The sequence below is a fragment of the Streptomyces sp. NPDC050732 genome (genome assembly GCF_040654255.1).
GTDB lineage: Bacteria > Actinomycetota > Actinomycetes > Streptomycetales > Streptomycetaceae > Streptomyces.
The window spans coordinates 59,481-71,751 of the sequence record NZ_JBFAHP010000013.1 but is presented as its reverse complement, the minus strand read 5'-3'; the positions used below and the strand labels follow the sequence as shown (position 1 = coordinate 71,751).

Genomic DNA, 12,271 nt, shown 5'->3' with positions numbered 1-12,271 from the left:
CACGTCCCGTACAACGGCGTACGGAACTGAGCGACGCCCGCCTCGTCCCCGACCGGACCTGGGCGGGCGTCGTTGCGTCCGCGCCCGATCCTGGGGCGGGTGCGTTGCATGGGGCGCAATGCTATGAGCGTATGTTGCGTCACCCGCAACCCTCATCACGGTTCGGCCGCTTATCCCAATGGGTCTAGACCGCCTCGACCCTGTGTGACCACAATCGCTCCCACCAATCGGAATTTGGAGGGGCCGGCATGAATCGACGTGTCATCGCCGCTGGTTGTATCGCCATGAGTCTCGGACTGACCGCCACGGCATGCGGCGGCGATGACGGCGACGAGGGCGGCAAGGCCACCGACGGCAAGGGCAAGACGCTCACCGTATGGATCATGGAGGGGACCAACCCCGACGCGCGGCCGTTCTTCAAGGAGGCCGGGGACGCCTTCGAGAAGAAGACCGGCGCCAAGATCAAGGTCGAGTACCAGCAGTGGGCCACCGCGCAGAAGAAGTTCACGACCGCCATCGAGGGCGGCGAGGACCAGGTGCCCGACGTCGCCGAGGTCGGCACCACCTGGGTGCCGCAGTTCGCCAAGACGGACGCGCTCATCGACGTCACCGACGAGGTCAAGAAGTCGGGCCTCGGCGACGACCTCGTCGAGGGCCTCAAGGACGCCGGCACGCTCGACGGCAAGCAGTACGGCATGCCCTGGTACGCGGGCGTCCGCTCGATCGTCTACCGCAAGGACATCTTCGAGAAGCACGACCTGAAGGCCCCCACCACGTGGCAGGAGCTCCGGGCGACCGCCAAGAAGCTCAAGGAGAAGGAGCCGAAGCTCGTCTCCTTCCCGGTGGCGGGCGGCGCGGAGATGTTCGCGGCCCCCTTCGTCTGGGGCGCGGGCGGTGAACTCGCCGCCGAGTCCGGCGGCAAGTGGAAGTCCGGCATCAACTCGCCCGAGGCGATCAAGGGCATCGAGTTCTACACCGGCCTCGCCACGAAGGACAAGGTCTCCCCGGCCAAGGTCAACACCTGGACCGAGAAGGAGGTCGGCGACGCCTGGAACAAGGGCGAGGTCGCCATGGCCATCGGCGGCAACTGGACCCCGAAGGCCATCGTCGACAACAACCCGGACCTCAAGGGCAAGCTCGCCGCCGTCCCGATCCCCGGCCAGAACGGCGGCATGAGCAAGTCCTTCCTCGGCGGCTCCTACCTCTCCACGTTCAAGACCGACAAGCAGGCCCTCGCCTGGGAGTTCGTGAAGATGCTGACCACCGGCGAGTTCGCCGCCAAGTGGGCCGAGCAGACGAACTACTTCCCCGGCCAGAACTCCGAGCTGAAGAAGATCGAGGCGAAGAAGGACCCGCTGGTCGAGCCGTTCGCCAAGCAGATGCTGGAGGCCGGCGCGACCGTTCCCAAGACCCAGGCGTACGGCGAGATCCAGGCCTCCAAGGTCATCCCCGGCATGGTCCAGTCGATCCTCACCGGCAAGTCGTCCGTCAAGGAAGCGGCGGACAAGGCCGCCAAGGACATGGACGCCATCTTCGCCAAGGACGAGTAGGCAAGGACGCGCAGGCAAGGGCGAGTTCGGCACTGTGAAGGACTTACCGTGAAAGACACGCTCGTCAGCGACGGGCCGGAGACCCCGGTCCGTCGCGCCCCCCGGCAGCCGGACGGCGCGGCCGAGGCGGCTCTCCGTCGCAAGAAACTGATCACCCTCACCCGTCCCTGGCTCCTCCTCGCCCCCTCCCTCGTGGTCCTCGTGGGCCTGCTGCTCTGGCCGCTGATCCAGGTCGGCAAGCTCTCCCTGCAGGACTACGAGGTCAAGTTCGGCGGCGGCACAGGGACGTTCACCGGCTTCGACCACTACACCGACCTGCTCTCCAGCAGCCTGCTGTGGAAGACGGTCCTGCCCAACACCGTCTTCTTCGCCTTCGCCTGCGTCGGTCTCACCGTCGCGCTCGGCACCCTCGTGGCGCTGCTGCTCAACCGGCTCGGCGCCACCTGGCGGATGATCTGCTCCATCGCGATCCTCGCCGCCTGGGCCATGCCCGCGGTCACGGGGACGTACGTCTGGATCTGGCTCTTCCAGCCGCAGGACGGCATGGTCAGCCAGATCGCGGGCTCGGTCGGCCTGATCGACCCCGAGACCACCAACTGGTTCACCGAGCGCGGCCCGTTCTACGCGATCGCCACGCTCAACGTCATCCACCACGGCTTCCCGTTCGTCGCCATCACCGTCCTCGCGGGACTCATGACGATCCCCAAGGAGCTCTACGAAGCGGGCGAGCTGGACGGCGCCAACGCCTGGCAGCGGTTCTGGAACATCACCGTGCCGACCATCAAGCCCGTCTTCCTCGTGGTGACCATCCTCTCCACCATCTGGGACTTCAAGGTATTCACCCAGGTCTATCTGCAACCCGGCGGCGACGGCTCCAACGAGGACGTCTACAACCTCGGCGTCTTCTCCTACATCCAGGCCTTCGCCAAGAACGACTACGGCATGGGCGCGGCGGCCGCGGTCCTGCTCACCGTGCTGCTCCTCGCCATCACCGTCGTCTACATCCGCACGCTGTTCCGGCAGGGGGACGAGGAACTGTGAGTACCCGCCGCACCACGCTCGCCTCGCGCGTCGGCCTGCCGGCCGCGGTCGTCGGGCTCCTGGTCTTCACGCTCTTCCCCGTCTACTGGATGATCTCCACGGCGCTCGACCCGAAGGCCGCCCTGCGCGGCTCGGACGTGCTGCCGAGCGGCCTCAGCCTCGAACACTTCGAGTTCGTCTTCGACAAGGGCAACTTCGGTACGTACCTGCTGAACTCGGCGCTCGTCGGCCTCGCCACGATCGTCGCGGCCGCGCTGCTCTCGCTCTTCGCGGCCATCGCGGTGGCCCGGTTCAAGTTCCGCTTCCGCACCTCCGTGCTGATCATGATCCTGATCGTGCAGATGGTGCCGCTGGAGGCCCTGGTCATCCCGCTCTTCATCCAGGTGCGGGACTACGACATGCTCAACTCCCTGCTCGGCCTGAGCATCGTCTACATCGCGCTCTCGCTGCCCTTCGCCATCTGGACGCTGCGCGGCTTCGTCGCCACCGTGCCCAAGGAGGTCGAGGAGGCCGCCTACATCGACGGGGCGTCCTGGCCGCGGATGTTCTGGTCGGTGCTGCTGCCGCTGGTCGCGCCGGGGCTCGTCGCCACCTCGATCTTCGCCTTCATCACGGCGTGGAACGAGTTCGTCTTCGCGTACACCTTCATGAAGGGCAGCGACAAGTACACGGCGGCCGTGGGCATCTACCAGTTCTTCGGTGAGAACTCCACGGCCTGGGGCCCGGTCATGGCCAGCTCCACGCTGGTCACCGTGCCGGTGATGATCTTCTTCGTGATCGTGCACAGGAAGCTGGGCTCGGGCCTGGCGGCGGGAGCGGTCAAGGGCTGACGACCGACGGCTGACGCCTGACAACCGCGCGGAAGGTGTACGGGGACCCCCCCCGTACACCTTCCGCTTTTTTGAGGGGCATGACATCCGGCACCTTGCACATTCGCCGTAGGGCACAAAATTAACCCGGCGGCAAATCTCGTAGCGGTTATGCGGAGGGCATGAATTCCTTTCGGTCGCAACACTTCTGGCGGGAAACTCCAAGCTTGACGGCGTCGTGGACTTTGCTTATGGTCCAGGCGTTCCAGTCCCTGCCGACCGATATCCGAAGGTGTTCATGACCACGCCTCCGACGTTGCCGAAATCCCGGCAACAGTTGATTCTTGCCGCTCTTATGGTGTGTTCGCTGCTGATCTGGCTGGAAAATACTGTCCTCAGCACCACGCTGGAAACCCTCGCGGACCCGGCCCGCGGCCTCGGGGCGAATCCCGGCCAGCTGCAATGGGCGACCGGTTCGTACACCCTGGCCTTCGCCACACTCATGTTCACCGCAGGCGCGCTGGGTGACCGGTTCGGCCACCGGACCGTGTTCTTCGGCGGCCTTGCGATCTTCGCCGGGTCGTCGCTGTGGGCGGCGTACGCCGGCGATGTGGCCCAGCTGATCGCGGCCAGAGCGGCGATGGGGGCGGGCAGCGCGCTGATCACGCCCGCCATGATGGCCATCCTCATGTGGACCTTCACCGGCCCCGCGCGGGCTGCCGCGATCGGCATCTTCTCGACGTCGGCCGGTGTCGGAATGGCCGCGGGACCGGTCCTCGCCGGATTCCTGCTCGATCATTTCTGGTGGGGCTCGGTCTTCCTGATCAACGTCCCGGTCGCGGCATTGGCATGGGTCGGGCTCGCCGTACTGGTACCGAATTTCCGCAGGCCCAATCCGCGGCCACTCGACCCCGCCGGAATGCTGCTGTCGATCAGCGGGCTCGTGACGCTGGCCTACGGTCTCATCCGGGCGGGGCAGGTCGCGGCGTGGAGCCGTACCGACGTGTGGGGCCCCATCGCCGTCGGTCTCGCTCTGCTGGCCGTTTTCGTCGTCGTCGAACTGCGCGTCAAGACGCCCAGCTTCGATCCGCGACTGCTCGCGCACCGCACATTCGGTGGCGGCAATGCGGCGCTCGGACTGCTGCTCTTCGGGGTGGCCGCCATGACGTTCTACAACGCCTTCTATCTGCAAGGCGCACTCGGTTTCTCGCCGATGAAGGCGGGCCTGGCCAATATCCCGACCGCGTGCGGCGCGCTCGCGGCGGCGCCCCTCGCCTCGCGCCTGGTCCGCCGCCTGTCGCTGCGCCTTGTCACCGTGCCGGCGCTGACCGTGGCCGCGCTGACCATGGGCGGGTACGGGTTCCTCGGACTGCAGACCCCGCTCCTGTGGATCGAGATCCTGTTGTTGGCGCAGGGCCTCTCGATCGGCATGGTGATCGGCCCCGTGACGGCCGCACTGCTCAGCAACCTGCCGTTGGCGCAGGCCGGTGCGGGATCGGCCGTCACCAACACCGTGCGGCAGACCGGCAGCGTCATCGGCATCGCGGTCGGCGGCACGATCATGTCGATCATGTACCGACGGGCGATCGAACCCTCGCTGGAGGGCGCGCCCGGCCCGGTGCGGGAACAGGCGCGAGTCTCCGCCGAACAGGCCCGCCACGTCGCCGCCGCGGCCCACCGGCCCGACGTGGCTCGGGCGGCCGATGACGCCTTCATCCACGCCATGCACGTCGGCGCGGGCTGGATCGCGGGCATCGCACTCCTCGGAGCGGCCGTGCTGCTGATCGCCTTGCCCGCCGCCGGAGAGAAGAAGGACCCGGCACCGGAGCCGGACCGCGAAGAGATCCGCAGCCCCGCCTGTATTGACTAAAAGTCAAATCGGCGCCACTCTCGGGACCCGGATGCAGCCGAGGGACCGTCCCCGGGAGGCCACGTGGGCACCGAAGCACGGCAGCAACGCGAACGGCTCGCCACCGAGCTGCGCGACGAACCACCGCAATCCTTCGACCGCCTGACGCCACACCAGCTGGCGGAGCTCGCCGACGCGCTGGAGCGGCAGCGCGAGAGCCGGGCCGCGGGACTGAACGAGGCAGCCGAGGACGCACTGAAACTCGTGCCCGCCCTGGCCCGCGGCCCCGTCCGCCGCATTCTCTTCCGCTAGGGCCTGCCCCAGCCGCACCGGCCGACAGGAGCGAGGAGTCAGCATGGACAAGCTGCGCGTCAGAGCCGAGACCCGCAAGATCGCCCACCTGCTCGATGTCCCACCCGAGACGCTCACCTTCCTCCAGGACCTGCCCGTCGACGACGTACGCCGCTTCCGCACCCAGACCGTCACGGCCCTCTTCGACCGGTCACCCGACATGCTCGACCGGATCGCCGCCGCGACCAGACTCGTGCCCGCCGGAGTCGCCGCCGCCATCTCCCAAAAGGCACTCGGCCCGCGCCTGGCCGCCGCCGTCGCCGGACGCCTCGAACCCGCCCGCGCCGCCGACATCATCGAGAAACTGCCGGTCTCCTTCACCGCCCGGTCCTGCGCCCACCTCGACCCGCGCCGGATCAAGGGCATCGTCGACCGGCTCGACGAGGACCTCGTCGTACGCATCGCCGTCGCACTCGCCGAGCGCGGCGACCACCTCACGATGGGCCGCTTCGTCGGCCACCTGCCCGACTCCGCGCTGCGCCGCATCCTGCCGCAGGTCGACGACGCCACCGTCCTCAGGACGGGCTTCGCCATCGACGTGCCCGAACGGCTCGGCCACATCATCGACCTGATGGGCGCGGACCGGCTCGCGTCGGTCATCGGCTCGGCGTCCGCCGACGGCCTGTGGCCCGAGGCCCTGGCCGTCGGCGGCATGGTGACCGGCGAACAGCGGGGCCGCATCGCCTCAATCGCCGCCGGACAGCCGCAGGACCGGCTCGACACGCTCGTCGCCACGGTGGCGGAGCAGGACCTGTGGGAGTCCCTGCTGCCCCTGGTCGCGCTGCTGAGCGAGGCGGAGCGCCGCACGGTGGCCGGACTGCCGTCCCTGCGCGGTGCGGACGTCCTCGCCGCCGTCGTGCGCGCGGTCGTCGCCACCGGCCTGTGGGCCGAGTTCCTGCCGCTCGTGGACGCGCTCCCCGCCGAGTCCCGCAAGACCGTCGCCGACACCGCCGGAGCCCTGCCCGAACCCGACCTGGACGCGCTCGCCGGAGAGGTCGACAAACAGGACCTGTGGGAACTGGTCCTGCCGCTCGTCGAGCTGATGGACGACGGGGCGAAGACGCGGATCTTCGCGCTGCCGGCGTTCCAGGAGCAGACCGGACACCGACCCTGACGGGTACGCCCACACGGCGGACGCGGAACCGGTGTGGCGGCCCCGCGCGGGTGACACCCCGCATAAACGGGCGCGGGACCGGGGAAGGCGCAGCCGGACCCGTCAACTCCCGTACGGGTCCGGCCACCCCTCCAAGCCGCCGGGCTCCCGCCCGGCGCCCGTACGGAAAAAGGTCACATGCGCCCTCGCCACACCGTCGCCGCCCTCCTCGGCGCGCTCGCCCTCACCGTCACCCTGCCGACCTCCGCGAGCGCCACCGGCGGCGCCTTCCACTACAAGTTCGTCGAGGACGGCACGGTCCGCTACGCCACCCTCCACCACCCGGCGAGCCCCGCCTGCATCACCCTCCCGGAGGTCGCGGACGACGACACCTCCAAGCCCGCGTTCGCCCCGTACAACGACACCGACGCCACGGCGATCGTGTTCGAGGACGCCGACTGCGGCGGCGACCACTGGACCCTGAAGCCGCACGGGAAGCCCGCCACGGACCGCCTCAAGCTCCGCTCGGTCTACCTCTACGACCGCGTCTGACCCACCGGCCCCCAGGGCCACCAGGGCGCACCGGGGCACTCACCCCGTCGTCGAACCGCCGTCCACGGTGAACTCCGCTCCCGTGACGTACGACGACGCGTCCGACGCCAGGAACAGCACCAGTTCGCCGACCTCCTCCGGGCGGCCCATCCTGCCCAGCGGCAGATGCGACCAGTCCCGCCCGGCGGAGGCCGCGGAGATCATCGGGGTGTCGATGGCCCCCGGGTGCACGGAGTTGATCCGCACCCGGTACTTCGCCAGGTCCAGCGCCGCCGAGCGGGTCAGCCCCCGCAGCCCGAACTTCGTCGAGCCGTACGCCGCGTGGCCCGGGACGCCGACCAGGCCCGCCGTCGACGACACGTTCACCACCGAGCCGCCGCCCGCCTCCTTCAGCGCGGGCAGCACCGCCTGGATGCCCAGGAACGGCCCCAGGAGATTCACCCGGAGCAAGGCCTCGAAGTTCTCGTACGTCTCGTCCTCCACGGACGCCGTCCGCCACAGCGCGGCGTTGTTCACCAGGACGTCGAGCCGCCCGAAAGCGCCGAGCCCGCCGGCCACGGCCGACGCCCAGCTCTCCGCGTCGGTGACGTCATGGCGTACGAACAGCCCCTGGCCCCCGAGCGAACGGGCCACCTCGCGGCCCTCCTCCTCCCGCACGTCCGTGACCACGACCCGCGCCCCGGCCGCCGCGAAGAGCCGCGCCTCCGCGGCGCCCTGACCGCGGCCCGCGCCGGTGATGAGGACGACCCTGCCGTCCAGGCCGTGGTCCATGCCATCCTCCGTACGTCCGTACGTGCCGAATCGGCATGTGTCTAGCAGTCATATGTGCACGGTGGAAGGGCGGGCGGGACATGGGATCCGCGATAGGTCTGCGCAAGGTGGAGGACTCGGCGCCGGCCCTGGTCAGCCTGTACAAGAGCGCCGGGGCCACCCTGCGCAGGCACGGCCTCGACGGGGCGCGGGCCGCCGTCTACCTGGTCGTGGACTACTCCGGTTCCATGCGGCCCTACTACAAGGACGGCAGCGTCCAGGCGCTCGCCGACCGGGTCCTCGGCCTCTCCGCGCACCTGGACGACGACGGGATCGTGCCCACCGTCTTCTTCTCGACCGACGTCGACGCGGTGACGGACATCTCGCTGGACCACCACCACGGGCGGGTCGACGAGATCGTCGCCGGGCTCGGGCACATGGGCAAGACCAGCTACCACCTGGCGATGGACGCGGTCATCGACCACTACGTCGAGAGGGCTGACAGGGCTGACAGGGCCGACGGCGGTTCCACGGCGCCCGCCCTCGTCGTCTTCCAGACCGACGGCGGTCCGGTCAACAAGCTCGCCGCCGAGCGCTATCTGTGCAAGGCGGCGAAGCTGCCGCTGTTCTGGCAGTTCGTCGGCTTCGGCGACCCGGCGAGCAAGCAGTTCGACTACCTCAGGAGGCTCGACGAGCTCGCCGTGCCCGCCCGGCGTCCGGTCGACAACGCGGGCTTCTTCCACGCGGGCGAGGACCCCTCGGCCGTGCCGGACGACGAGCTCTACGACCGGCTCGTGGGGGAGTTCCCCGCGTGGCTCGCGGCGGCGCGGGACGCGGGAATCGTCGCCCCTGCGGGCGGCTAGCCGACCATGCGGTCGCGCAGTTTCAGGATCGTGCGTGCGTCCAGGCCGAGCCCCTTGGTCAGATAGCCCTGGAAGCCGCCGTACCGCTGCGTCGCCTCGTCGAGCGCCGTGTCGAGGTACTCGGTGCGGACCTCCTGGAGCGGGATGATCAGGTCCGGGTTCTGCATCAGGCCGCCCTGCTTGAGCTGCTCGCGGAGGGTCGCGTCGTGCGCGGCCCGGTAGGTGTTGGAGGCGAGGTAGTCGCCGAGGGCGGTCCGCCCGGGCACGCCGACCAGGCGCAGCAGGAGGTACGTCGTCCAGCCGGTGCGGTCCTTGCCCGCCGTGCAGTGGTAGAGCAGCGGCGAGCGGCTGTCGGCGATGTCGCGGAGGGTGGCCGCGAACCGGGCGCGGTTGGCGGAGTCGCTGACGAATGTGCGGTAGACGCCGTGCATGAACGCGGCCGCCTTTCCGTTGCCCAGCATCTCCTCCTGCCGGACCGGGTCCCGGGAGCCGATCGCGGTGATGAGCTGGGTGAACAGGCCGTTGTCGGTGATCGGCCGTGCGGTGGGGGAGAGCCCGGCGGGCAGCCGGTCCGGGCCGTCATACTGCACCTCGGCGGGCACCCGGAAGTCGATGACCTTCTTCAGGCCGAGCCCGGCGACCCTGTCGAGGTCGGCGTCGGTGAGGTCGCTGAGGGCGTCGGCGCGGAAGACCCTGCCGTGGCGGACCCGCTCGCCGTCGTAGGTCCGGTGACCGCCCACGTCCCGTACGTTGACCGCGCCCTGGAGCGGGATGTGACGGACGGTGTCGGAGGTGTGCCGGGGTGCGGCGGGGGCCGCGAGCGCCGTGGGCGCCGTGGGGGCGACGGGTTCGGCGGGGGCGGCCCAGGCGGGCAGGGTGCCCAGGGCGAGCGCGGAGATCGCCAGTCCGGTCGCGGTACGGGTACGAGAGATGCGCATCGGTCCGCCTTCCCACCGGCAGGGGCGCCGGCCACTCCTCGGCTCAACCAAGCGATTGTTTGGCAGAAGGTAGCGAGGGCCTCCCGAAGGGGGAAGGGGTATGCGGGGGACGGACGCCGACCCCGCGCGACGTACGTCTCACGGGGCCGGGAACAACGGGTCCCGCGGGCGTGTTAAAGTTATGTGTTGCAGTTTTGGTACCCATGAACTTTGTGTGCGCCTGACGGGAATGCTCCGAGGGCGCACAATTGTTTTTTCCGGTTCTCTCCGGATGGGGGTCATTGCAGCGCTGGAGAATCGCAATACCGCGGTTCCCCATTCACTGCCCCTGTTGAGGAGATTGACATGGCAACCGGCACCGTTAAGTGGTTCAACTCGGAAAAGGGCTTCGGCTTCATCGAGCAGGACGGCGGCGGCCCCGACGTCTTCGCCCACTACTCGAACATCGCGTCCTCCGGCTTCCGCGAGCTCCTGGAGGGCCAGAAGGTCTCCTTCGACGTGACGCAGGGCCAGAAGGGCCTGCAGGCCGAGAACATCGTTCCTGCCTGATCGTCGCAGCGCGCGAACCTCACAGCCGAGGCCCGCACCGGAAGGTGCGGGCCTCGGCTTGCGCTGTCATCGGGCCCGACCGGGCCCAGAGCCGCACCGGCTCAGAGGTCCGGAAGTCCAGCGACCAGGAAGGCACCACTGAATGAACCGCCCCGAACGCCCGGCACGCCCCGCCCGCAAGCGTCCCGCCAACGCGGCAGGAAAGGGCAGGCCGAACGGCCAGGCGAAGGGCTCCGCGAATTCCGGCAGGAATTCCGGCAGCCGTAAGCCGAGGCCCGTCCAGGGCGGCGAGTTCGCGCTGCCCGAGAGCATCACGCCCGCGCTGCCGGCCGTCGAGACCTTCGGCGACCTGGACATGCCCGAGGCACTCCTGAAGACGCTGGCCGCCCAGGGCGTCACGGACCCCTTCCCGATCCAGGCGGCCACCCTCCCCAACTCCCTCGCCGGACGCGACATCCTCGGCCGCGGCCGCACCGGCTCCGGCAAGACCCTCGCCTTCGGCCTCGCCCTGCTGGCCCGCACGGCCGGACGGCGCGCCGAGTCGAAGTCCCCGCTCGCCATGGTCCTCGTCCCCACGCGCGAGCTGGCCCAGCAGGTGACGGACGCCCTCACGCCGTACGCGACGTCGGTCAACCTCCGCATGGCCACGGTCGTCGGCGGCATGTCGATCAGCCGGCAGTCCGGGACGCTGCGCCGCGGCGCCGAGGTCCTGGTCGCCACCCCCGGCCGCCTCAAGGACCTGATCGAGCGCGGCGACTGCGACCTGTCGCAGGTGCGCACGACCGTCCTCGACGAGGCCGACCAGATGGCCGACATGGGCTTCATGCCGCAGGTCACGGCGCTGCTCAAGCAGGTCGCCCAGGGCGGCCAGACGATGCTCTTCTCGGCGACGCTCGACAAGAACATCGACCGGCTCGTACGGATGTTCCTGACCGACCCCGTCGTGCACTCCGTCGACCCGTCGGCGGGCGCCGTGACGACGATGGAGCACCACGTGCTGTACGTCGCCGACGAGACGGACAAGAAGGCCGTGGCCATGCGCATCGCCGCCCGCGAGGGCCGCGTGATCATGTTCCTGGACACCAAGCGAGCCGTGGACCGCTTCACCAAGCGGCTGCTCGCCAACGGCGTGCGCGCCTCCGGACTGCACGGCGGACGCTCGCAGCCGCAGCGCAACCGGACGCTCGACCAGTTCAAGACCGGCCAGGTCACCGCGTTGATCGCGACGAACGTCGCGGCGCGCGGCATCCACGTCGACGACCTCGACCTGGTCGTCAACATCGACCCGCCCGCCGACCACAAGGACTACCTCCACCGCGGCGGGCGCACCGCGCGCGCGGGGGAGTCGGGCAGCGTCGTCACCCTCGTACTCCCCGAGGAGAAGCGCGACATGACGCGCCTCATGACCGACGCGGAGATCCGGCCGCACACGGCGCGCGTCTCCTCCTCCGACGAGGAGCTGGCGCGGATCACCGGAGCGCGGGAGCCGTCGGGTGTGCCGGTCGTCATCGAGACGCCGCAGCCGCAGCAGCAGCAGGCCAAGACGCCCGCGCAGCGACGCCGTCGCCCCCGCGGAGGCGCCGGGGCCGGCGCGCAGGCGCAGGGCGGCGGACAGGGACAGCGCCGCACGCCCCGCCAGGGCCAGGGCGGCCAGGGCAGGGGCGGATCCGGTGGAGCCGCGGGCGGCGCCGCAGGCGGCCGCGCCCGCCGCGGTCGTCCCGCCGGCGGAGAGCAGGGGGGCCGCCGCTCCGCGGCGTGACGCGGGGGATGGTCCCGGTAGGTGGTGCGGCGGCGCGCGGGAGGAGTGGGTCGCCGCTTCGCGGTGTGCTGCGGGGGACGGTCAGGATGCGTGGCGCGGCGCGCGGCAGGATGGGCCGCCGCGTCCATGGTCCGCCGCCTGATCTGGACCACCACCCGTATCCCCTC

The 12,271-nt window shown here is 69.9% G+C and carries 12 protein-coding genes; 10 read left to right on the top strand and 2 right to left on the bottom strand.

The window, feature by feature from the left end; genetic code table 11:
- The first annotated feature begins 284 nt into the window (after positions 1-284).
- From AB0H82_RS14225 to AB0H82_RS14195, 7 genes are all read left to right on the top strand, one after another.
- On the top strand, positions 285-1,550 hold the full coding sequence (locus AB0H82_RS14225) for a sugar ABC transporter substrate-binding protein (RefSeq protein WP_362992323.1): 1,266 nt from the start codon (positions 285-287) through the stop codon (positions 1,548-1,550).
- A gap of 48 nt (positions 1,551-1,598) precedes the next feature.
- On the top strand, positions 1,599-2,591 hold the full coding sequence (locus tag AB0H82_RS14220) for a sugar ABC transporter permease (protein WP_362992321.1): 993 nt from the start codon (positions 1,599-1,601) through the stop codon (positions 2,589-2,591).
- Positions 2,588-3,421 (top strand): carbohydrate ABC transporter permease, encoded by an 834-nt coding sequence (locus AB0H82_RS14215; RefSeq protein ID WP_362992319.1) that lies wholly within the window; start codon positions 2,588-2,590, stop codon positions 3,419-3,421. Before AB0H82_RS14220 ends, AB0H82_RS14215 begins: the two co-directional genes overlap by 4 nt.
- 277 nt (positions 3,422-3,698) lie before the next feature.
- Positions 3,699-5,270 carry an MFS transporter gene (locus AB0H82_RS14210; RefSeq protein ID WP_362992317.1) on the top strand — a complete coding sequence of 524 codons (1,572 nt, stop codon included), beginning with the start codon at positions 3,699-3,701 and terminating at the stop codon, positions 5,268-5,270.
- Between the two features lie 63 nt (positions 5,271-5,333).
- Positions 5,334-5,561 carry a hypothetical protein gene (locus AB0H82_RS14205; protein WP_362992315.1) on the top strand — a complete coding sequence of 76 codons (228 nt, stop codon included), beginning with the start codon at positions 5,334-5,336 and terminating at the stop codon, positions 5,559-5,561.
- Between the two features lie 43 nt (positions 5,562-5,604).
- The gene (locus AB0H82_RS14200) at positions 5,605-6,714 is read left to right on the top strand and encodes a hypothetical protein (RefSeq protein WP_362992313.1); all 1,110 of its coding nucleotides are present in this window, start codon (positions 5,605-5,607) and stop codon (positions 6,712-6,714) included.
- Between the two features lie 177 nt (positions 6,715-6,891).
- Positions 6,892-7,245, top strand: a complete 354-nt coding sequence (locus AB0H82_RS14195) for a hypothetical protein (RefSeq protein ID WP_362992311.1) — start codon at positions 6,892-6,894, stop codon at positions 7,243-7,245.
- 39 nt (positions 7,246-7,284) lie between these two features.
- On the opposite strand, the gene AB0H82_RS14190 is transcribed toward AB0H82_RS14195, so the two are convergent.
- Positions 7,285-8,016 (bottom strand): glucose 1-dehydrogenase, encoded by a 732-nt coding sequence (locus tag AB0H82_RS14190; protein ID WP_362992309.1) that lies wholly within the window; start codon positions 8,014-8,016, stop codon positions 7,285-7,287.
- 80 nt (positions 8,017-8,096) lie between these two features.
- Here AB0H82_RS14190 and AB0H82_RS14185 point away from each other — a divergent pair, with 80 nt between their 5' ends.
- The gene (locus AB0H82_RS14185; RefSeq protein ID WP_362992307.1) at positions 8,097-8,858 is read left to right on the top strand and encodes a VWA domain-containing protein; all 762 of its coding nucleotides are present in this window, start codon (positions 8,097-8,099) and stop codon (positions 8,856-8,858) included.
- Here AB0H82_RS14185 and AB0H82_RS14180 read toward each other — a convergent pair.
- On the bottom strand, positions 8,855-9,796 hold the full coding sequence (locus tag AB0H82_RS14180; RefSeq protein ID WP_362992305.1) for a tyrosine-protein phosphatase: 942 nt from the start codon (positions 9,794-9,796) through the stop codon (positions 8,855-8,857). The two genes, AB0H82_RS14185 and AB0H82_RS14180, sit on opposite strands and share 4 nt — an antisense overlap.
- Before the next feature lie 345 nt (positions 9,797-10,141).
- Between AB0H82_RS14180 and AB0H82_RS14175 the strand changes: the two genes are divergently transcribed.
- Positions 10,142-10,345, top strand: a complete 204-nt coding sequence (locus tag AB0H82_RS14175; protein ID WP_037661310.1) for a cold-shock protein — start codon at positions 10,142-10,144, stop codon at positions 10,343-10,345.
- A gap of 142 nt (positions 10,346-10,487) precedes the next feature.
- Positions 10,488-12,104 (top strand): DEAD/DEAH box helicase, encoded by a 1,617-nt coding sequence (locus AB0H82_RS14170; protein WP_362992303.1) that lies wholly within the window; start codon positions 10,488-10,490, stop codon positions 12,102-12,104.
- Positions 12,105-12,271 lie beyond the last annotated feature (167 nt).